The sequence below is a fragment of the Paractinoplanes lichenicola genome (genome assembly GCF_016785085.1).
Lineage (GTDB): Bacteria > Actinomycetota > Actinomycetes > Mycobacteriales > Micromonosporaceae > Actinoplanes > Actinoplanes lichenicola.
In genome coordinates this window covers 508,316-528,603 of the sequence record NZ_JAENHO010000002.1, presented here as the reverse complement: position 1 = coordinate 528,603, position 20,288 = coordinate 508,316, and the positions used below count along the sequence as shown (strand labels likewise).

Below are 20,288 nucleotides of genomic sequence, written 5' to 3'. Positions count from 1 at the left end.
TCACGAACCCCCGGAGGTCGCGGACTGCCCGCCGGACGACGAGCTGTCGCCGGACAGGGACGGCCAGTCCTCGGTCGACGAGGAAGACGAGGACGATGACGATGACGAATTGGCCGAGTCGTCGGTCGTGGTGACCGACGAGGACGCGTATGCCGCCGCGGCCACGGCGGCGGTCCCCGCGACACTGGCCGCCACCAGGACGCCGGTGAGCAGCACGGCGCTGCGCCGGCCGGACTCCCGTTCCATCCGTGCCTCCGTTCGTTGCGGTCCCCGACTGGTGGACACCTCAACTACGGTGCGCGTTCCCCTTGGCCCTGCCCTGTGGGCGGCCTTGGCGGTTCCTGTGAGAGTCGCGGCCTCAGATCAGGCCGTGCTCCATGGCGGTGGTGACGGCGGCCGTACGGTCGGCCACGTCGAGCTTGTTGAACGTGCGCAGCAGGTGGGTCTTGACGGTGGCCTCGGAGATGAACAGCTCCTTGCCGATGTCGGCGTTCGTCAGGCCCCGGGCCACCAGCCGCAGCACCTCGGTCTCACGCGCCGACAGGGCCGGCGGCGCGGGTTTGCGCACCTGCTTGACCAGCGACGACGCCACGCTCGGGGCGAGCACGGTCTCCCCCCGGGCGGCGGCCCGCACGGCGTCGGCCAGCTCGGTCGGCGACGCGTCCTTGAGCAGGTAGCCACCGGCGCCGGCCTCGATCGCGCGCAGGATGTCCCGGTCCGCCTCGTACGTGGTTAGCACCATGACCCGTACGCCGGAGGTCTTGGCCACGATCTGCTCGGTCGCCGCCACCCCGTCGCCGCCCGGCATCCGCAGGTCCATCAGCACCACGTCGGGCCGCAGGGCCACCGCCCGCTCGACCCCCTCGGCGCCCGACGACGCCTCGCCGATCACGGTCAGGTCGGGTTCAGCCTCGAGCATGCCGCGCAGCCCGTGCCGCACGACGGGGTGGTCGTCCACCAGCAGGATCCGGATCACGCCGGCACCTCCACTTCGACTGTCGTGCCGGTGTCGGGGTCGCTTCGCACGGTGACCGCCCCGCTGACCTGCTTGGCCCGCGCCCGCATGCCGGACAGCCCGTAGCCGTCGGCCGCCCCGGGCTCGAACCCGCAGCCGTCGTCCCGCACGACCAGCCGGACCGAGCCGGGACCGTACGCGAGCAGCACGGCCGCCTCCCGGGCCGACGCGTGCCGCCGTACGTTGGTCAGCGCCTCCTGCGCGGCCCGCAGCAGCACGACCTCGGCCGCCGTCGGCAGTTCCCGCTCGTCGCCGGTCACGCGCAGGCCGGCCCGGACGCCCGACTCCTCGGCGAAGCGATCGACCTGACGCCGTACGGCGGAAGGAAGTGACCCCGAGGCCAGGGGCGAGGGCGACAGGGCCGCCACGAGCGACCGCGACTCGGCCAGGTTCTCGCGGGCGGTCCGCACGGCCAGCGCGATCTTCTCGTCCTTGAGCTCGGGGTCGGCCGCCTGCAGGAGTGTGATGATGCTGGTGAAGCCCTGGGCCAGCGTGTCGTGGATCTCGGCCGCGAGCCGGGACCGCTCGGCCGTGACGCCGGCCTCGCGGGAGAGCCGCGCGACCTCGGCCCGGCTGGCCTCCAGCTCCTGGTTGAGCCGGTGCCGCTCCTGGCTCTGCTCGATCACCCGGATGATCCAGAAGCCGAGCCAGATGCCCGCCGCGGCCGAGATCGTCGCGATGACCAGGTCGGGGCCGAACGCCTCGGGGCGCAGGATCAGATCGGAGACGGGCAGCGCGGTGTTGGCCAGCACCACCCCGACCATCGCCGTGCGCAGCCCGGCCAGCTGGAAGATCAACGGGATCAGGCCGAAGAGCAGCCAGTTCGACTCCGGCACCAGCGTGACGGCCGTGGCGAACAGGACGAGCTGCGCGGCGAGCAGGCGGCCGCTCGGCCGGTCGGCCCGCACCAGGCGCCGCCCGAAGACGGCGTGCAGCACGGCCATCGCGGCGATCGCCCCGGCCGCGCCGAGCTTGGCCGGCCAGGGCGACTCGCCGACGGCGATCACGACCACCACCGCGACCGCGATCACCGCCGTGTAGAGATCCCAGAAGGCCGGATACGGGACCTGGTCGTCGGATTTCACCGGTCGGACCGGCTCCACCGGAACGTCGTCAGGCACAGCACCAATCCGATCACACACCAGGCGCCGAGCACCAAGGCGATGCGACCCAGCTCCCACTGGCCGGCCGGCTCGTTGACGCGCATGCCGTCGGGCAGGAAGACGTACCGGAAGCCCTGGGCCATCCACTTCACCGGGAAGAACGACGCGACCGTGATCAGCCACGACGGCAGCTGAATGACCGGATAGATGAAGACGCCCGAGATGAACTGCAGCACCACCACCGGCACGTTGAGGATCGCGCCGGCCGTGCGGGCATGCTTGACGATCGCGCTGACCGCCATGCCGAGCAGCGACGACGAGATCACCGAGAGCACGAAGATCCAGGCGAACGTCAGCCAGTGCGACGCGTCGGGCAGCGACATGCCGAAGACCAGGGCGCCCACCGCGATCATCAGCACCGCCTCGGCGACCGCCAGGATCAGGACCAGAAGGAGCTTTCCCAGTACGTACGAGGTGGCGCTGATCGGCGTGCCGTGCAGGCGCTTGAGCGTGCCGTCCTCGCGGTCCATGGCCAGCCCCGCGCCCATGGTGACAAACGCGGTGGTCAGCACCCCGTACGCGATCATGCTGGCCGAGAAGACGTGGGCGGCGCTCACGCCCGGCTGGTCGTACGAGTCCGAGAAGATCGTGCCGAACAGGAGCAGCAGCAGGGCCGGGAACGCGAACGTGAAGACCATGGCCGTACGGTCGCGGAAGAACTGGAGCAGCTCGACGTGGCCGCGGCTGACCCCCAGGGCGACAGTGCTCATCGGTTCGCTCCGATCAAATTCAGGTAGGTGTCCTCGAGCGACGGGCGGGTGATCGTCAGCGTGGCCAGGTCGACCTCGGCCGCGAGCAGCTTGCGCAGCAGCGGCGCCGGGTCGGTCACCTGCTCGCTGTGCTGCACGCCGTTCTCGAGCCAGGTCACCCGCGAACCGGCCGAGGCCCGCCCGCCCAGCCCGGCCGGGGTGCCCTCGGCGACGATCCGGCCGCCCGACAACACGGCCAGCCGGTCGGCCAGCGCCTCGGCCTCCTCCAGGTAGTGGGTGGTGAGCAGGATCGTGGTGCCCTCGGCGGCCAGCTCACGGATCAGATCCCAGAACTGGCGGCGCGCCTCGGGGTCGAAGCCGGTGGTCGGCTCGTCGAGGAACAGCAGCTCGGGCCGGCCGACGATGCCGAGCGCGCGACATCCAGCCGGCGGCGCTGACCGCCGGAGAGCGTACGGATCCGGCTCTTGCTCTTCTCCTCGAGCCCGACCAGGCCGATCACCTCGGCCACCGGCCGCGGCTCGGGATAGAACCCGGCCAGGTGCTTGACCATCTCGGTCACGGTCAGGTCGGCGGCGTCGTCGGTGTCCTGCAGCACGATGCCGATCCGGGCCCGCCAGTCCGACCCGGCCGTCCCCGGGTCGGCGTCGAGCACCCGCACCTCGCCGCCGTCGCGCCTGCGGTGCCCCTCGAGGATCTCGGTGGTGGTGGTCTTGCCGGCGCCGTTCGGGCCGAGCAGGGCGAACACCTCGCCGCGGGCCACTTCTAGATCGATGCCGCGGACCACCTCGTGGCCCTTGTAGGCCTTGCGCAGGCCGCGCACCTCAATGGCTGTCATGCCATCGATCCTGCTGGTTTTCCGTCGCGGCGGGGACGACCGTGCGGTCGTCAATCGCTGTCAACCGATCGGTGGACAGCCTGTTTTTAGAAGGTCATGCCCAGCGGAACTTCTTGGCGGCGGCCGTCACTATTCCCAGCGGAACTTCTTGGCGGCGGCCGTCACCATGACGACGGCCCACGCCGCCAGGCTGAGCCAGATCGCGAGCGGCACACTCTCGCCGTGCGACAGGGTGGCCCGCAGCGCCTCCGCGTGCGCGGCCAGCGGCAACAAGAACCAGCCCGCCGTGCCCAGATCGGGGGCGGCGAACATGATGCCGCCGGCCGCCAGCATCAGCACATAGATCAGCGTGGCCGCGCCAGTGGTGGCCTCGGGCCGCAGCAGGCTCGCCATGAGCAGAGCCAGCCCGCTGTACGCCGCGGTGGCCAGCACGGTGACCCCGAGCGCGGGCAGCAGCGCCTCGAGATGCGGCCGCCAGCCCACGGCCGCCCCCACCGCGGCCAGCACGATCAACTGCCCGGCGATCAGCCCGAGCACCGCGGCCGTCTTTGCGAAGAGCAGGCCGGGCCGGCTCAGCGGGGACGCGCCGAGCCGCTTGAGCACCCCATAGCTGCGCTCATAACCGGTGGTGATCGCCTGCCCGGTGAACGCGGTGGACAGCACGGTCAACGCCAGCACGCCGGGCACGACGAAGGCCAGCCGGTCGTCGCCGGGCACGTTGGTGACCTCGGTCAGCCCGGCCCCGAGCATCACCAGCAGCGGCACGGCCAGGGCCAGCACAACGGCCTCCCCGCGCCGCGCCGTCAACGTCAGCTCCATCCGGATCTGGCTGGCCACGACGCTGCGCACGGGAGCCCGCCCGGGAGCCGGGGCGAAAGTGCCGCTCATCGGTGAACCCGCTCCCCGGTCGTCTGGTCGCTGCTCTCCGCATGGCCGCCGCGCACCTTGACAACGTCGACCCCTGAGCCGCCCGATCTATCGGCTTTTGTCAGCTTAAGGTAGACGTCTTCGAGAGTTCGGCGTCGCGTGTTGACCGCGGTGACCTGCGCGCCGGCGCCGGCGAACCAGCCGACCACTTCGGAGATCGCCGTCGCGTCGAGGGCACCGCTGATCGAATACTCGCCCGGCGTGGATTCGGTGACCTTGAAGTCGGCCAGCCGGCCCGCGGGCACCAGGCCCGGGTCGGCGCGCACCTCGAGCAGGTCGATGCCGGCGGCCGCGGTGAGCTCGGCGGGCGAGCCGGTCGCGGCGACCACGCCCGCGCGCATGATCACGACCGCGTCGGCCAGGCGCTCGGCCTCGTCGAGCAGATGCGTCGTGAGCAGCACGGACACGCCGTCGGCGCGCAGTTCCTCGATCAGCTGCCAGGTGGTGTGGCGGGCCTCGGTGTCCATGCCCGCGGTCGGCTCGTCGAGGAAGACCAGCTCGGGCCGGCCCACCAGCGCGATGGCCAGCGAGAGGCGCTGCTGCTCGCCCCCGGAGAGCCGGCGCCACCTCGTACGCTCGAATTTGCGCAGGCCGAGACGGTCGAGCAGCATGTCGACGTCGAGCGGGGTGGCCGCGAACGAGGCGAACAGGCGCAGGATCTCGCCCGCCGTCGCCCACGGATAGACGCCGCCCGACTGCAGCATGATGCCGAGCCGGGGCATCAACGCGTCGTGATCGTCGATCGGGTCGAGGCCCAGCACCCGGGCCGTGCCGCCGTCGGCCCGGCGGAAGCCCTCGCAGACCTGCAGCAGGCTCGTCTTGCCGGCCCCGTTGTGCCCGAGCAGGGAGAGCACCCGGCCGCGCGGGACGGTGAGCGAGACACCGTCGACCGCGGTCGTGTCGCCGTAGCGCACGACGATGTCGCGTACCTCGACCGCCTCGTCCGTCACGGTCAACCACTTTACGTGGCGTCCGTTCCTCCCCGGCTGTGGGCGGGGCCGCGCCGTTAAGGTGCTCACATGACCGTGGTGGAGATCTACACCGACGGGGCGTGCGTCCCCAACCCCGGCCCGGGTGGCTGGGGCGCCGTGCTGCGCTACGGCGCCAAGGAGAAGGATCTGTGCGGCGGCACCGCGGAGTCGACCACGAACAACCGGATGGAGCTGATGGCCCCGATCCGGGCGCTCGAGACGCTCAACCGGGAGCCGATGACGGTCAAGCTCTACACCGACAGCATCTATGTGCGCGACGGCATCACGAAGTGGCTGCCACGCTGGTCGGCCAACGGCTGGCAGACGTCGGCCAAGCAGCCGGTCAAGAACGTCGACCTGTGGCAGCGTCTCGACGCGGCCGTCAAGCGTCATGACGTGCAGTGGCATTGGGTGAAGGGGCACGCCGGGCACCCGGAGAACGAGCGGGCCGACCGGCTGGCCGCGCGGGGCCTGCAGGAGGCGGTCGCCTCGGGAAAGATCGTCGGTGGGGCGTGATCGCTCCGTTTTCCGTCCCGATCACTGCCGCCGACGTCACCGATTTGCGAGACCGCCTTTCCCGTACGAGATGGCCGTCGTCCTCGCCCCTGCCGGGGTGGACTCAGGGCTCCCCGTTGTCGGATATTTCGGGCCTGTGCGCGTACTGGGCCTCGGGCTACGACTTCGACGCCGCTCGCGATCGACTCAATCGGCACCCCCAATTCCGTACGGTGATCGACGGGTTGGGCATCCACTTCGTGCACGTCCGGTCAGCGCGCGCCGATGCCGTGCCGCTGCTGCTCACGCACGGGTGGCCGGGCTCGATCGTCGAGTTCTTCGACGTGATCGGGCCGCTGTCGCAGTCGTTCCACGTGGTGGTGCCGTCGCTGCCCGGTTACGGCTTCAGCGACGCGCCCGCCGAGGCCGGTTGGGGCGTGTCGCGGGTGGCCGACGCCTGGGCCGAGCTGATGTCCCGGCTCGGCTACTCCCGATTTGTCGCCCAGGGCCACGACTGGGGCACGAGCGTCAGCACCGCGCTGGGGCTCCGGCACCCGTCGCGGATCATCGGGCTGCACCTGGTGCCGCCGCTGGTCGCGCCCGACCCGGCGACGTTCGACTCGCTCACGCCGGCCGAGCAGTCCGCCCTGGACGATCTCGCCGCGGCCCAGCAGGGCGACGGGTATTCGTTCGTGCAGTCCACCAGGCCCCAGACCATCGGGTACGGCCTGGTCGACTCCCCCGCCGCGCTGTGCGCCTGGATCATCGAGAAGTTCCACGCCTGGACGGACGGCGACCCGCTCACCCGTGATCAATTGCTCGACAACCTGATGATGTATTGGCTGCCCGGCGCGGGGGCGTCGGCCGCACGCATGTATTGGGAGAGCTTTCCCGAAGTTCAGGCCGTCTTCCGGGGCGACGGCAGCGCGGCCCCCGTCGTATCGGTGCCGGTGGGCTGCTCGATCTTCCCGCGCGAGAATCCGCGCCCGTCACGCCGCTGGGCCGAGCGCCGCTTCACCGACATCCGCTACTGGAACGAGCCGGCCCGGGGTGGGCACTTCGCCGCCTTCGAGCAGCCCGAGTTGTTCGTCGACGAGGTCCGGGCGTGCGTGGCCGCCCTCGCGCCCTCCGGTTAATACGATCGGGGTACGTCAAACGGGCCATAGCTCCCGGTCTATTGAAAGCGCAACAATTGGGCCATGACCGCGCCGGGCGACTCTGTGCTGATTTTCATCCTGCTGGCCCTGTTCGTCGCCTGCTGTGGATATGCGGCCGGGCGCGTCCACCAGCGCCGCCAGCTGAAGCAGGATCGCGACGAGGCCTACCGGGACGGCTACGAGACCGCCTCGAACCGGGTCTTCAGCCTGGCCGTGCGGACCACGGTGCCCAAGCGGTCACCCGACGCTGATCCCGGGCGGGCCGTCCGGCATCAGGGCGTCGCCCCGGCCACTGCTCCCCAGGCGGCTGCCCATGTTCCTTCGGAGCCACCGGCCTCGGACCCCACCGACCGGCGCCCGCGTCAGCGCAGCTCCGCGGAGTCCACCCGGCACGGGATGGCGCTCGGCTTTCCGGCCCCGCCGCCGCCCCCACCCAACACAGTGGCCGAACCGGGCGCGGTCGGCGGCGTGAACTACCAGCCGTTCCCCGTTCCGCGGCACCCCGACCTCCCCGCGCCCCCGCCTCTTCCCGACACTGACCCCGCCGCGCCCCCGCCTCTTCCCGACACCGACCCCGTACGCCTGGCCGAGGCCGGTCGCCCCACGCCCGCCGAACCCACTCGGCACCTGCCCGAGCCCGCGCCCCACTCTCGATCCGTCAACCCGGAGCCGGGCAGCCCCGCCAATCTCTCCCGTACGGGAGGTTATGTCTCCCGGGCGGCCGGCGATCAGGACGAGCCGGAGGACGAGCCGCGTTCGGTGGGCAAGCACACCGTCCCCGACGAGCTCGTGCAGGCCACCACCTATCGGCTCCCGCCCGACCGGGTGTTCCGCGCGAAGGTCCCCAACAGCACCGCCCTGCCGGACGAGCCGACGACCAATCTCGGCGTGCCGAAGCCTCGTCGCTCCTGACGGCGGTTTCTGTCGTACCCCCGCCGTACCGTCTTCGCATGGTCACCGTCGAGGACGTCCGGCGGGTCGCAGCCGACCTTCCGCGCAGCTCCGAGCATCTGATCCACGACCGCGTGAAGTTCCGCGTCGGCGCGATCGTCTATGTGGCGTTCTCCCGCGACGAGACAGTCATGGGCTTCGGCTATCCCAAGGAGGAGAGGGCCGCCCTCGTCGCCTCCGACCCGGCGACGTTCCACCTGCCTCGCGAGTCCGACATGCGCTTCAACTGGGTGCAGGCCTGGCCGGCCCAGCTCGACGAGGAGCAGATGACCGAGCTGGTGCTCGAGGCGTGGCGCATGGTCGTCCCGAAAAAGGTCTGGAACGCCTACCTACCCCGCCTGGCCTGACCGCTCTTAACCCGCCTGGCCCTATTCCCGCAGCCGCGCGACGACCTCGGCCGCCGTAAGTTCCCGCTCGCGCTCCGGATCGCCTACCGCCAACTCCGTACGCGCGATGCCGGCGTACACCTCCGCGATCGCGCTGAACAGGGCCGGGCTCAATCCGGCCGCTTCCTGGGTGGCGGCCACCTCGCGCATCTCGTCGACGAACCGGTGGGCCTTGGTGGCCGACCGCGCCACGCCGTCGCTGTCGCCCAGCCCGTTCCGCTCCAGATCCGCCACCACGAAATCCAGCACGCCCTGAGCCCCCGCAGTCCGCATCGCCTGGGTCACGAGCGCGGTCAACCCCTTGTAGACACTTCCGGTGCACATCTTGACCGCACTGGCCGCCCCGACCCGCTCCCCCACCACGACGGTCTCCACCTGCCCGTCCCACGGCAGCCCCGCCACAACCCGCGCGGCCGCCCCCGAGAGATAAATCCGCGCCCCCGCCTTGACACTGGGCGGCGGCCCCGAGATCGACCCGTCCACCACCCGCAGCCCCACCAGCTCCGCCCCGACCCGTTCCATGGTCGCCGGCGAAACCGCATTCAAATCCGCCACCACAAGCCCACCACCGGCCTCGGATTCGACGCCGGGAAGCCGACCGGCCTGTCTGGCTGCGGCCGCGACCGCCCGAGCGGTGTCCACCGCGGCTCCCGGCGGCGTCACCGACAGCACAACGTCGGCCGCGGCGACCACGTCCGCGAGAGTGGGCAGCAGTTCGAGCCCGGCCTCCGTCGCCAGCCGAGCCGTCCGCGCCGATCGCCCGTCCAGGGTCGTGACGACCCGAGCGCCACCCCCGATCAGCGCCCGCCCCAGCCCGGCCCCCATGAACCCCGCGCTGACCAGCCCCACCGTCACCATGGCTACCCCTCACCCAAGATCCACACAGGCCGCTGACAGCTCCAACCTAGGCCGCGGTGATTCGCTGATCCTCACGAACCCGCGGGTTCCCCGATCAGCGGCCGTGCCCCGCCCCGGCTCAATCCGCGCCCACCGGCGGCCGGGGCACGGCCGCCCCCGCGCCCGGACAACTCCTCCGACAAATAAATCTTGCGGAGTCGGCCATCCCTAACCCCCGCCCACCACGGGGAGACCGGGGCTTGACCTTACGGCTTGTCAAGCCGGGAGGGCCTAGTTATCCACAGGCGAGGCCGACGCATCGAACGGCCCTGTGGACAACGCGCGACGTGGACCGGTCGAAGTCGAGCGTGTGGGCGCCAACCGGGAGCAACGAGCGCCGCGACCGATAACCGAGCGGCCCGGTGCGTACCGCGGTGGGGCGCATCGGCGTCGATGTCATACTGGGGCGTCCCGTTGCTGAGAGTGCTCGGAGCGTTATGCCCGCCGACGATGTGACCGTTCGCCGGCCCACGTTGACTCAGGTTGCCGCCTTGGCCGGGGTCAGCCTCAAGACCGCCTCCCGCGCCCTCAATCAGGAGCCTAATGTCGCGCCCTCGACCGGGCGGCGGGTGCGAGATGCGGCCGATCTGCTGGGCTATCGGCTCAACGGGATCGCCCGCGAGTTGCGCCGCGGGGCCACCTCGGCGCTGGTCGGGCTGGTCAGCGGCGATCTGACCAACCCGTTCTACTCGGCGGTGGCCAGCGGCATCGAGCGGGAGCTGCGGCAGCACGGGCTCCTGCTGATCACCGCGAACAACGACGAGGACGCGATGCTCGAGCGCAGCCTCGTCGACGCGTTCCTGGAAAGACGCGTACGGGCTCTGCTGGTTGTGCCCAGTGCGGACGATCACGAGTATCTGGCCATCGAGGGCAATCGCGGCGTGCCGTTCGTCTTTCTCGACCGGCCGCCGGACGGGCTGGCCGCCGACGCGGTGCTGATCGACAACGCGGGTGGGGCGCGCTCGGCCGGTGAGCATCTGCTGGCGGCGGGGCACAAGCGGATCGCGATCGTGGCCGACCTGGCGCGGATGGCGCCGCAGCGGGCCCGGATCGACGGTTTTGTCGGGGCGATGCGGGCCGCCGGCAATCGGGCCTGGGAGCCCTATCTGCGCACGGACGTGCATGACGTACGGCATGCCGAGCGCACGGTGCGCGAGTTGCTCGCGCTCGACCCGGCGCCGACCGCGATCTTCACGACCAACAACCGGCTCACGACGGGTGCGCTGCGGGGCATGCGGGGACTGGCCGATCCGCCGGCGCTGGTCGGGTTCGACGACTTCGACCTGGCCGACGTGCTCGGGACGACTGTTGTCGCGCATGACATGACCGCGCTCGGGCGGGAGGCGGCGCGGCTCGCGTACGAGCGCATCAGCGGGCATTCCGGCCCCGCCCGAACCATCGTGATTTCTACCTCTATCATTGCCCGCGGCTCGGGCGAGCGACCGCCACGCTGAGAGAGGCGAGCGACCGCCGCGCTGAAAGGCGAGCGGCCGCGGCGAAAAGGCGAGGCAAGACAAGCAATAACGCTCAGCGATCACCCCGAGACTCACCACAACCGAACACAAGCGACGGAGAGATCAAACCCGCGGCGTACGGGAGGTGACCGTTTTGTCCGTCACCCGGGTTGACCACGGCACTTCGACGATCGCCGAAGCAGGGAAAATCGTCGATGAATGTGCAGGTCAGCGATCTTCCGCTCAGGTAACAACAGAGTGCGCACGTAACGACACGGAAACAGGCGTTGACACGTGTTCGGTTGAGACGGCACGGTACTCCCCATCGTGTGACAACGATGTCAATACTTCGATGGGAGATAACCATGCGCTTCACTCGACGGGCTGCTGTGGCAGCTGTCGGTGTCGCCGCGCTCCTGACCGCCACGGCCTGTGGGTCCAGTGACGACAGCAGCGGCGGCGGCTCCGGTTCGACCAAGGTAGAGGTCTTCACCTGGTGGGCCGACGGCGGCGAGAAGGCCGGCCTCGACGGCCTGGTCAAGCAGTTCGGCACCGACTGCGCCGGGCAGACCTTCGAGAACGGCGCGGTGGCCGGTGGCGCCGGCGCGAACGCGAAGAGCGTGCTCGCGTCCCGCCTGCAGCAGAGCGACCCGCCGGACACGTTCCAGGCCCACGCGGGCGCGGAGCTGCAGGATTACATCAACGCCGGCCAGATCGAGGACCTCAGCGCCGACTACGATAGCTGGGGCCTCAAGCAGGCGTTCCCGCAGGGCCTGATCGACAACCTGACGGTCGAGGGCAAGATCTACTCGGTGCCCGCGAACATCCACCGGGCCAACGTCGTCTGGACCAACAAGAAGGTCCTGGCCGACGCCGGCATCACCAAGGACCCGGCCGACATGGCCGCCTTCATCGCCGACCTCGACAAGGTCAAGGCGAAGGGCATCGCGGCCCCGCTCGCGGTCGGCAAGGACTGGACGCAGCTGATGCTGTTCGAGTCGGTGCTGATCACGGACCTGGGCGCGGACAAGTTCACCGGCCTGTGGACCGGCGCCACCGACTGGAACGACGCCGGTGTCACCAAGGCCATCAACGACTTCAAGACGCTGCTCACGTACACCAACAAGGACCGTGACGCGCTCGACTGGACCGACGCCGAGAAGCTCGTCATGGACGGCAAGGCGGCGTACCAGCTGATGGGTGACTGGGAGGCGGCCGACCTGGACGCCAAGAAGTTCACCGACTACGCCTGGTTCACGTTCCCGGGCAACGGCGACACGTTCCAGTGGCTGGCCGACTCGTTCGTGCTGCCCAAGGGCGCGAAGAACGCCGAGGGCACCAAGTGCTGGCTGAAGACCGTCGGCTCGGACGCCGGTCAGAAGGCGTTCAACACCACGAAGGGCTCGATCCCGGCCCGTACGGACGCCAAGCCGGCCGACTACCCGAAGTACCAGCAGGCCGCCATGGCCGACTGGAAGTCGTTCAAGCAGGTTCCGTCCTGTGCGCACGGCTCGGCCTGCTCGCAGGGCTGGCAGGGTGCGGCCAACTCGGCCCTCGGCAAGTTCTCCACCAACCAGGACGTCGCCGAGCTGCAGAAGGCCATGGCCACTGCCGCTTCCGAGTTCGTCAAGAAGTAAGCACCAGCTGAAGGTGGGGGCGGCGAATGGCCGTCCCCATTTTCAGCGTTGACACCAAGGAGCCCGGATGCGCAAACTCCGGCACTGGGGACCGGGCCTGCTGCTGCTCTCCCCCTCACTGATCCTGCTCGCGATCTTCGTCTACGGCCTGATCGCCTGGACGACCAAGGTCTCGGTCTCCGACGAGCACAACGCCCTGGGCTCAAAAGGCTTCGTCGGGCTCGAGAACTACACGAAACTGTTCACCAACGACATCAACGACCGGTTCACGCACTCGCTCAAGAACCTGCTGATCTTCACGGTCGTGTTCCTGGTCGGGGCCATGTTCTTCGGCCTGCTCTGGGCGTTCATCCTCGAGCGCGGCGTCAAGGCCGAAGGCTTCTTCCGTACGGTGTATCTGTTCCCGATGGCGGTGTCGTTCGTCGCGTCGGGTGTGGTGTGGCGCTGGCTGATGAACCCGAACAAGGGCGACAGCGCGGGCGGCCTCAACTCCGTACTGGGTGGGCTCGGTCTTGATTTCCTGCAGAACACCTGGTGGACCAACCCCGACTGGGGCATGGCGGCGATGGCGATCCCGGCGATCTGGCAGCTGTCGGGCTATGTGATGGCGCTGTTCCTGGCCGGCTTCCGGGGCATCCCGCAGGAGCTGCGCGAGGCCGCCGCGATGGACGGCGCGTCGACGTACCGGCTCTATCGCAACGTCATCTTCCCGCAGCTGACCCCGGTGGCGCTGTCCGCGCTGATCATCCTCGGGCACATGTCGATGAAGATGTTCGACCTGATCATGAGCGTCTCGGGCCCGCAGTGGCTCACCGAGGTGCCCGCGATCTACGTCTGGCAGACGCTGCTGACCAGCGACTACGCCAAGGCGGCGGCCATCTCGATCATCCTGCTGCTGCTGGTGGCCGTGGTCATCGTGCCTTACCTGATCTACACGAACCGGCAGGAGAAGAACGCATGACGTCGACGTCTGTGGAAGCTCCCCCGCCGCCCAGCATCGAGACCCTGGCCCCCGTACGCAAGCCGAAGCGTCGCGGTGGTCCCGGGGCGATCGTCAAGTACGCCCTCGCGCTGATCTTCCTGATCGTCGTGCTGATGCCGATGTACGTGCTGATCGTGACCAGCTTCAAGTCGGGCTCGGACATCGGCGTGGCCAGCCAGTGGAGCCTGCCCGAGACGTGGACCCTGGCGTCGTGGGAGAAGGCCTGGACCGCCCTGCAGCCCGCCTTCTTCCGCACGTTCCAGCTGGCCATCCCGGTCGCGGTCATCTCGTCGCTGATCGGCGCGGCGAACGGCTTCGTGCTGTCGCGCTGGCGCTTCCCCGGCGCCGACGTGGTGTTCACGCTGATCCTGTTCGGCATGTTCATCCCGTACCAGGCCGTCATGATCCCGCTGCGCGAGATCGTCACCACCCTGGGCATCCCGCCGGGCATCACGACGCTGGTCTTCGTGCACTGCGTCTACGGCATCCCGATCTGCACGCTGATCTTCCGGAACTACTACGCCACCACGGTTCCCGAGGAGCTGATCGAGGCGGCCCGGGTCGACGGCGCGGGCCTGCTGCGCACGTTCGGCCGGATCATCCTGCCGATCTCGATCCCCGGCTTCGTGGTGACGGTCATCTGGCAGTTCACGTCGGCCTGGAACGACTACCTGTTCGCCATCTTCCTGTCGAACACCAGGAACGGGCCGATCACGATCGCGCTGAACGCGCTGGCCGGCGCCCAGTCGCCCGACTACGCGGCGTCGATGGCCGGCGCGCTGATCACGTCGCTGCCGACGCTGGTCGTCTATGTGCTGCTGGGCCGCTGGTTCATCGGTGGCCTGATGGCGGGCTCGGTCAAAAGCTAGAGCCGCCCCGGAGGCCCCCGGCATACCGAACGGTGTGCCGGGGGCTCATCTCTATTCGGTCAATTCACCCTTGGCGTTAAAGACGCGGGCCCATGATCACCACTAGGCTCGGCGGTGTGAGCTTCACCGATCGCATGGCGTACGCCCTGGAAAAGGACTTCTCCGACGACGAGCGTCACACCAAGGTCGGCCTGCGGTGCACCGCCATCCTGGTCGGCTGGGCGGTCATCGTTCCCATTCTGATCGGGTACGCCGTGACGGGCCGCCAGCGCGAGACCGAGGTGATCTCGATCGCCGCGTCGCTGACCCTGCTGATGCCCTTCACGGCCGCCGTCGTCGCCACCCATGGCCGCCGGTTCGGCCTCGGTGCGGCGTACGTGGTCCTCACGCTCCTGATGGTCTTGCCCGCGGTCTGGGTCGCCCAGCTCGGCTGACTCGGGCACGATGGGCGCATGGCGGAGAAGCCCGAGGAGCGCGACGGCGTCAAGCTGACCAACCTCGACCAGGAGCTGTTCGAGGACGCCGGGGCGACCAAGCGTGACCTGGTCGACTATCTGGACGCGGTGCGCGACCGGATCCTGCCGGTGCTGCACGACCGGCCGCTGTCGGTGATCAGGCTGCTGCGCGGGCAGGACAAGTTCATGCAGAAGAACCTGCCGAAATACACGCCCGACTGGGTTCCGCGTACGAAGGTGTGGGCCGACTCGTCCCACCGCGAGGTGACGTACGGCCTCTGCAACGACCGCCGTACGCTGCTGTGGTTCGGCAACCAGCGCGCGATCGAATATCACCCCGCCCTGATGCTCGCCGACTCGCACCACCCGACCCACCTGATCATGGACCTGGACCCGCCCGAGGGCGGCGCGTTCGAGCTGGCGGTCAAGGCGGCCCGGCTCGTCCGCGAGGCCCTGGCCGGCGCGGGCATGTCAGGGGCGGTGAAGACCAGCGGCGCCAAGGGTGTGCACGTGTTCGTGCCCCTCGACGGCAAGTCCGACCCCGAACAGGTGGCCGCGGCAACCCGGGCCGTGGCCGCCCGAGCCGAACGCCTCGACCCCGAGTTGGCGACGACGGCGTTCATCCGCGACGACCGCCACGGCAAGGTCTTCCTGGACGCCACCCGCTCAGGCGGCGCGACCGTGGTGGCGGCTTACAGCCCACGCGTACGGCCGGGGGTGCCCGTCTCGTTCCCCGTGGCCTGGGACGAGCTCGACGACATCAAGCCGAGCGACTTCACGGTGCACACGGCACTCGCGCGGCTGGGCGAGAAGGACCCGTGGGCGGCGGAGATGCCTGCGCCGCAGTCCCTCGACGAGGGGCTGATCGAGGAGGGGCGGACGATTCCGGTCGCCCGGGTGCAGGCCATGCACGAGGGCAAACGCCGAGCCAAGGCCCGCCGGGAAGCCGGCTGAGCATGACTGACTGGGAAGCATGGGTGCGGCAGTGGGCCGGCGACATCGACGCCGCCGCGAGCAGCCTGATGGCGACGTTCGAGGCGAGCTACGGCTACCCGCCCGGCGCCAACCTCGTACGGTGGGCCGCCGACGACGACCTCGAGCCCGAGGCACACCCTGAGGCTCCGACACCGTTGACCGGCTTCTCTCGGGTCGTAGCCGAGGTGAGGCTGCCGGATGTCGCGAACGGCATCTTCATCCACCGCGCCGCCGGCGCATACCCCCACGGCCTGCTGATCGGCTCGACGGGCGGCGGCACTCAATTCGTCATCGACGGAACCGGCCGCGTCCAGCGATCGATCGGCGCCTCCCTGGAGGGAGACTTCAAGCCGGTGGCCGACTCACTCGAACAGTTCCTGACCGAGGTGCGCTTCGCGGTGACCGAGTTCGTCAGCCACAACCGGATCGTTGGCCTCGACAACTGGTGATCCGGTCCGTCCTAATCGGACTCTTTTCGTTTAGGCTGTCGGCGTGGTCAGTGACGAACCTTCTGTTCCGCACACCGCACGGATCTGGAACTACCTGCTCGGCGGCACGGACAACTTCGCCGTCGACCGGGCGGTAGGCGATCAGGTCCTGGTCGGCCAGCCCGCGCTGGCCGAGAACGCCCGGCTCAGCCGCGCCTACCTCACCCGCGTGGTGCGGTGGCTGGCCGGCGAGGCCGGCATCCGGCAGTTCCTCGACCTCGGCGCGGGCCTGCCCACCGCCGACAACACCCACGAAGTCGCCCAGTCCGTGGCGCCGGAAAGCCGCATCGTCTACGTCGACAACGACCCGCTGGTCGTCTCGCACGGTCGCGCCCTGCTGACCAGCCACCCCAAAGGCGAGACGGTCTATCTCGAGGCCGGCCTCGAAGACCTGGCGCACGTCATACGTGAAGCGGGGCGCACGCTCGACTTCGACCAGCCGGTGGCAGTGCTGTTCATGGGCGTCCTCGGCCACATCGAAGACGACGCAACAGCGCAAAACCTGACCCGTACGGCGATGGCCGCGGTTCCGTCCGGCAGCTACCTGGCCATCTGCGACAGCACCGACACCACCCCCGAGGTCGTCGAGGCCGCCCGCATCTGGAACGAATCCGCGGCCCTGCCCTACCACCTGCGCGGGCCGGACCGCCTGGCCCGGCTCTTCGAAGGCCTGGAACTGGTCGGCCCCGGGCTGGTTCCGGTGACCCGCTGGCACCCGGAGACCGACGTCCCCGACATCGACCAGTACGGTGCTGTCGGCCGCAAACCCTAGGCTCCGCTACGCGATGAAACTCGGGCGGCGTCGACGGGCGATGAGCGCGACAACCAGCCCGGCGATCAGGATGGCGGCACCGGCCCCGGCAAACAGGGCGGTCTTGGAGCCGGTCTGCGCCAGCCCACCGCCGGTGCCGGACGGGGGCGGCGGTTCGGTGGTCACGGCCGCGGTAGGCGAGGGTGTCGGTGTGGCCGACGGCGACGAGGGCGGAGCGGTGGGGGCCGAAGTGGGGGCGGTGGTCGGCGGCGTGAGGGCCGGATCGTCGTCGAGGGGCGGCGGGGTGAACGGCGGCATGCCCGGCGCTCGCGTGGAGTCGGGAACGGTCGGGGTGGCCCGAGGGGTCGGAGGCGGCACGGCGGCGCCGTCCAAGTGCACGTAGGCCATACCGTTGGACGGGGCGGCGGTCACGACGAGCTTGCTGTTCTTCGCCAAGGTCAGCGCCGGGCCGGTGCCTCGGACCGGGTCGGGCGTGCCCGGCAAGCCCTTGACCGGCGGCCTGGTGCCGAGCGGGTGCCACTCGAAGAAGACGCCCGGCAGCTGGTCGGCCCGGGCGCCGGGCACGGCCCCGACCTCGAACCCGGCGAGCGAATATCCCGTGCCGAACTCGATGCGCTGCTCGATGTCGCACCAGGCTTGCTTCGTGCTCCCGACGACGGAGTACACGCAGTTCCCGAACGTCCGCGGAAGATCGACATCGGACAGCGCTCGCACGTTGACGGTGACCCCACTGGCCGGGGCGTTGGCCAGGAACGCGACCCCGACCGTGATCGCAGCGGTGCCACCCGCCCGGACCGGCACGGACACGGGCTTACCATCGCCGCCGAGCTCACTCAGCGCGGCGAACCGGGGCTCCACGCCGGGCGGATTCGCGATCGCCACCCCGGGCGAGAGCAGCACGCCCGCGACCACGGCGAGCAGAGGCAGATACTTCTTCACGTCGTCTCCCCGGACCGGCGGCAAGGACCGCGTCACCGTACAGAGGTCCACTGCCGGACTGGGATCGTTCGTTCAGAGGAGACCCCGTTCGCAGTCAGCGACTTTCCCTGCTCTGTAGAGCCGCCCGCAACGATGAGCTCCGGTTCGGGCTGGCGGTGGGTGATTTGCGGACTGCGGTTGCGGCGCACCTGGCTGCGATCGCCGAGGAGCTTGAGTTCGACGCGCCACCGTGGATTCGGCGCGGGGAGATTCAGGTGCCGGTGACGCCGTCGGCTAGTTCGCGGAGGATGTCTATGTGGCCGTTGTGGCGGGCTGTTTCCTCGATGAGGTGCAGGAGTATGAAGCGCATCGTCACGGTCTCGCCGGTGCTCATTGTCTTTTGGGAGCGGTCGTCGAGGTCCGTCTCGGCGACGAGTTGACGGTAGCGCTCCGACTGGGCGTCATAGTCGTCGAGGAGTTCGGCGAGTGGTGCGTCGAGGGCGATTCGCATTTCTCGGTCCGGGTCGTCGTCTGTCCAGGGGCCGCGATCCTCCTGGCCCAGGAAGACGACGTCGAACCACGAATACTCGACCCAGCGGACGTGGCTGACCAGGCCGGCGATGGTCGTCAGCGGGGATGTCGGCAGCGGGGCGCGGCGAGCATCGTCCTCGGACAAGCCCTCGCACTTGGCCCGTACGGTGGCGCGGGCGTAGTCGAGCATCGCGGTCAGGGTGCCTCGCTCGTCCCACGACGCCGGCATGTCGGTCCTCATCGGACCAGCCCTGCGCGGGCGGCGAGGAACTTGGGGGCCATCTCGCAATAGCTGTCGGTCAGCACTTCGGCCACCTCGGTCCAGTCGGTGTCGGAGTTCAGGAACATGCCGGCGACGTTGTGACCCCAGCCGGCCCGGAAGAACGGGAAGCCGCTGCCGGTCAGGCCGAGCAGGTCGTCGGGCGGCACGCGGAACGTCATCAGGACCGGGGGCTCGTCGGTGACCCAGTCGCGCGGATAGGCGAGCTGCCGCTCCGGGTCGGCCGTGTAGACGTGGGCCACCGTGCGCTGACGGATGCGCCAGCGAAGACCGATCCAAGCCGGTTCCTCGTACGCCTCCGGCAGCGCACGGCAGATCGGGCGTAAGCGGCTCAGGATCTCGGGCGGCACGTCACCGGGAGCGGACATGAAGCGACAGTAGCGTCAGGGTCCGACAACAAATCCCCGAACGAGCGCCGCACGTTCCTCCAGTGGCGCCGCGGGCACGTCGACGAGCGTGAAGCCGGCGGCCAGGTAGGCCTCCTCGTGCAGCCGCTCGAAGGACAGCGCGTCCTCGTACGAGATGCGGCGGGCGGCCGTGGGCTCGACGAAACCCAGGTTGCGTACGAAGAAGACGGTCGGCTCGTAGACGCATGCCCGGATCCGGTCGAGCTCGGCGAGCAGCCTGGGCGGCGCGGGCAGGCCGAGGTGACGGCTCAGCGCGAGGGTGCACACCGGCGAACGGTCGAAGAAGACCAGGCCCGGGCCGGCGGCGAGCTGCCGCGCACGTTGCAGCGCGACGATCCGGTCGAGGAAAGCCGGATCGCGCCAGGGCTCGTCGACGCCCAGGGCCTGCTGCAGGGCGATGACGTCGGTGGCGGCCTCCTCGACGACGGCGTGGCCCGCGACCTCGAGCCGGCGCAGCAACGCCGTCTTGCCCGAGCCGGGGGTGCCGGTCAGGATGAAAGACCGGCCAGCCACTTCTCGACCTCGGCCGGGGAACGCAGCAGCACCGTCTCGGGGAAGTCGGGGCTGGCGTGCCACAGGCGCATCCGCTTGCGTTTGCGCGGGAACGACGTGATGTGGAAGAGCAGGATCGATTCGCGGTCGAAGAAGGATGCGCGCCACGTCTCGTAGTTGCCGTTGCACGTGGGGGTCTTGCGGACGATCCGGGTGACCGTGCGGCGCAGCAGCTGGCTTCCGGAGCGCCAGCGGGGCAGGTCGAGGCCGACGATCAGGTCGGCGCGTTGCAGGGCCAGGTCGTGCCAATAGCCGTACGCGGCGTCGATCACCCACTCGTCGCCGGCCAGCAGCTTCTCGATGACGTCGCGCTGCTCGTCCACGGCGAGCGGGACCCAGCCGGGCCGCCACATCAGGTCGTCGATCGAGTGGTAGGGCAGGCCCAGCCGGGCGCCGACCCGGGCGGCCAGCGTCGACTTGCCGGAACCGGTCACCCCGTACACCAGGATCCGTCGCATAAC

24 protein-coding genes and 1 pseudogene are annotated in these 20,288 nt (G+C 69.8%); 12 read left to right on the top strand and 13 right to left on the bottom strand.

Annotated features, from left to right (window positions below):
* The 7 genes and pseudogenes from JKJ07_RS06980 to JKJ07_RS06950 all read right to left on the bottom strand — a co-directional run bounded on the left by JKJ07_RS06980 (position 1) and on the right by JKJ07_RS06950 (position 5,600).
* Positions 1-246: a hypothetical protein gene (locus JKJ07_RS06980; RefSeq protein ID WP_202990397.1), complete on the bottom strand. Its 246-nt coding sequence runs from the start codon at positions 244-246 to the stop codon at positions 1-3.
* 112 nt (positions 247-358) lie between these two features.
* Positions 359-976, bottom strand: coding sequence for a response regulator (locus JKJ07_RS06975; protein WP_202990396.1), 618 nt, complete (start codon positions 974-976; stop codon positions 359-361).
* A complete protein-coding gene (locus JKJ07_RS06970) occupies positions 973-2,136 on the bottom strand; it encodes a sensor histidine kinase (protein WP_307834151.1) in 1,164 nt (387 codons plus the stop codon). The genes JKJ07_RS06975 and JKJ07_RS06970 overlap by 4 nt, the downstream gene beginning before the upstream one ends.
* Positions 2,097-2,888, bottom strand: coding sequence for an ABC transporter permease (locus JKJ07_RS06965; protein WP_202990395.1), 792 nt, complete (start codon positions 2,886-2,888; stop codon positions 2,097-2,099). Before JKJ07_RS06965 ends, JKJ07_RS06970 begins: the two co-directional genes overlap by 40 nt.
* Positions 2,885-3,732 (bottom strand): annotated as a pseudogene (locus tag JKJ07_RS06960) (ABC transporter ATP-binding protein). The gene JKJ07_RS06965 and the pseudogene JKJ07_RS06960 overlap by 4 nt, the downstream one beginning before the upstream one ends.
* 120 nt (positions 3,733-3,852) lie before the next feature.
* Positions 3,853-4,611 carry an ABC transporter permease gene (locus JKJ07_RS06955; protein ID WP_202990394.1) on the bottom strand — a complete coding sequence of 253 codons (759 nt, stop codon included), beginning with the start codon at positions 4,609-4,611 and terminating at the stop codon, positions 3,853-3,855.
* Positions 4,608-5,600, bottom strand: a complete 993-nt coding sequence (locus tag JKJ07_RS06950; protein ID WP_202990393.1) for an ABC transporter ATP-binding protein — start codon at positions 5,598-5,600, stop codon at positions 4,608-4,610. Before JKJ07_RS06950 ends, JKJ07_RS06955 begins: the two co-directional genes overlap by 4 nt.
* 69 nt (positions 5,601-5,669) lie before the next feature.
* Between JKJ07_RS06950 and rnhA the strand changes: the two genes are divergently transcribed.
* From rnhA to JKJ07_RS06930, 4 genes are all read left to right on the top strand, one after another.
* The gene (gene rnhA / locus JKJ07_RS06945) at positions 5,670-6,137 is read left to right on the top strand and encodes a ribonuclease HI (RefSeq protein ID WP_202990392.1); all 468 of its coding nucleotides are present in this window, start codon (positions 5,670-5,672) and stop codon (positions 6,135-6,137) included.
* Positions 6,134-7,252 carry an epoxide hydrolase family protein gene (locus tag JKJ07_RS06940; protein WP_202990391.1) on the top strand — a complete coding sequence of 373 codons (1,119 nt, stop codon included), beginning with the start codon at positions 6,134-6,136 and terminating at the stop codon, positions 7,250-7,252. Before rnhA ends, JKJ07_RS06940 begins: the two co-directional genes overlap by 4 nt.
* Before the next feature lie 63 nt (positions 7,253-7,315).
* Positions 7,316-8,185 carry a hypothetical protein gene (locus JKJ07_RS06935; protein WP_202990390.1) on the top strand — a complete coding sequence of 290 codons (870 nt, stop codon included), beginning with the start codon at positions 7,316-7,318 and terminating at the stop codon, positions 8,183-8,185.
* A gap of 38 nt (positions 8,186-8,223) precedes the next feature.
* Positions 8,224-8,571, top strand: a complete 348-nt coding sequence (locus JKJ07_RS06930; protein WP_202990389.1) for an MmcQ/YjbR family DNA-binding protein — start codon at positions 8,224-8,226, stop codon at positions 8,569-8,571.
* A gap of 21 nt (positions 8,572-8,592) precedes the next feature.
* Here the strand turns inward: JKJ07_RS06930 and JKJ07_RS06925 are convergent, their stop codons facing one another.
* Positions 8,593-9,468 carry an NAD(P)-dependent oxidoreductase gene (locus tag JKJ07_RS06925; protein ID WP_202990388.1) on the bottom strand — a complete coding sequence of 292 codons (876 nt, stop codon included), beginning with the start codon at positions 9,466-9,468 and terminating at the stop codon, positions 8,593-8,595.
* A gap of 476 nt (positions 9,469-9,944) precedes the next feature.
* Here JKJ07_RS06925 and JKJ07_RS06920 point away from each other — a divergent pair, with 476 nt between their 5' ends.
* From JKJ07_RS06920 to JKJ07_RS06885, 8 genes are all read left to right on the top strand, one after another.
* Positions 9,945-10,961 (top strand): LacI family DNA-binding transcriptional regulator, encoded by a 1,017-nt coding sequence (locus JKJ07_RS06920; RefSeq protein WP_202990387.1) that lies wholly within the window; start codon positions 9,945-9,947, stop codon positions 10,959-10,961.
* 365 nt (positions 10,962-11,326) lie between these two features.
* Positions 11,327-12,598, top strand: a complete 1,272-nt coding sequence (locus JKJ07_RS06915; RefSeq protein WP_202990386.1) for an ABC transporter substrate-binding protein — start codon at positions 11,327-11,329, stop codon at positions 12,596-12,598.
* A gap of 133 nt (positions 12,599-12,731) precedes the next feature.
* Positions 12,732-13,559, top strand: coding sequence for a carbohydrate ABC transporter permease (locus JKJ07_RS06910; RefSeq protein WP_307834178.1), 828 nt, complete (start codon positions 12,732-12,734; stop codon positions 13,557-13,559).
* Positions 13,556-14,449 (top strand): carbohydrate ABC transporter permease, encoded by an 894-nt coding sequence (locus JKJ07_RS06905; RefSeq protein ID WP_202990384.1) that lies wholly within the window; start codon positions 13,556-13,558, stop codon positions 14,447-14,449. Before JKJ07_RS06910 ends, JKJ07_RS06905 begins: the two co-directional genes overlap by 4 nt.
* Positions 14,450-14,565: 116 nt before the next feature.
* The gene (locus tag JKJ07_RS06900) at positions 14,566-14,883 is read left to right on the top strand and encodes a hypothetical protein (protein ID WP_202990383.1); all 318 of its coding nucleotides are present in this window, start codon (positions 14,566-14,568) and stop codon (positions 14,881-14,883) included.
* A gap of 18 nt (positions 14,884-14,901) precedes the next feature.
* On the top strand, positions 14,902-15,858 hold the full coding sequence (ligD, locus tag JKJ07_RS06895; protein WP_202990382.1) for a non-homologous end-joining DNA ligase: 957 nt from the start codon (positions 14,902-14,904) through the stop codon (positions 15,856-15,858).
* Between the two features lie 2 nt (positions 15,859-15,860).
* Positions 15,861-16,328, top strand: coding sequence for a hypothetical protein (locus JKJ07_RS06890; protein WP_202990381.1), 468 nt, complete (start codon positions 15,861-15,863; stop codon positions 16,326-16,328).
* A gap of 43 nt (positions 16,329-16,371) precedes the next feature.
* Positions 16,372-17,139, top strand: a complete 768-nt coding sequence (locus JKJ07_RS06885) for an SAM-dependent methyltransferase (protein WP_202990380.1) — start codon at positions 16,372-16,374, stop codon at positions 17,137-17,139.
* Between the two features lie 6 nt (positions 17,140-17,145).
* Here the strand turns inward: JKJ07_RS06885 and JKJ07_RS06880 are convergent, their stop codons facing one another.
* From JKJ07_RS06880 to JKJ07_RS06860, 5 genes are all read right to left on the bottom strand, one after another.
* The gene (locus JKJ07_RS06880; RefSeq protein ID WP_202990379.1) at positions 17,146-18,078 is read right to left on the bottom strand and encodes an LPXTG cell wall anchor domain-containing protein; all 933 of its coding nucleotides are present in this window, start codon (positions 18,076-18,078) and stop codon (positions 17,146-17,148) included.
* Between the two features lie 250 nt (positions 18,079-18,328).
* On the bottom strand, positions 18,329-18,829 hold the full coding sequence (locus tag JKJ07_RS06875) for a DinB family protein (protein WP_202990378.1): 501 nt from the start codon (positions 18,827-18,829) through the stop codon (positions 18,329-18,331).
* Positions 18,826-19,236 carry an MmcQ/YjbR family DNA-binding protein gene (locus JKJ07_RS06870; RefSeq protein WP_202990377.1) on the bottom strand — a complete coding sequence of 137 codons (411 nt, stop codon included), beginning with the start codon at positions 19,234-19,236 and terminating at the stop codon, positions 18,826-18,828. The genes JKJ07_RS06875 and JKJ07_RS06870 overlap by 4 nt, the downstream gene beginning before the upstream one ends.
* Before the next feature lie 15 nt (positions 19,237-19,251).
* Positions 19,252-19,788: an AAA family ATPase gene (locus tag JKJ07_RS06865; protein ID WP_202990376.1), complete on the bottom strand. Its 537-nt coding sequence runs from the start codon at positions 19,786-19,788 to the stop codon at positions 19,252-19,254.
* On the bottom strand, positions 19,764-20,285 hold the full coding sequence (locus JKJ07_RS06860) for a P-loop NTPase family protein (RefSeq protein ID WP_202990375.1): 522 nt from the start codon (positions 20,283-20,285) through the stop codon (positions 19,764-19,766). Before JKJ07_RS06860 ends, JKJ07_RS06865 begins: the two co-directional genes overlap by 25 nt.
* Positions 20,286-20,288: the final 3 nt, after the last annotated feature.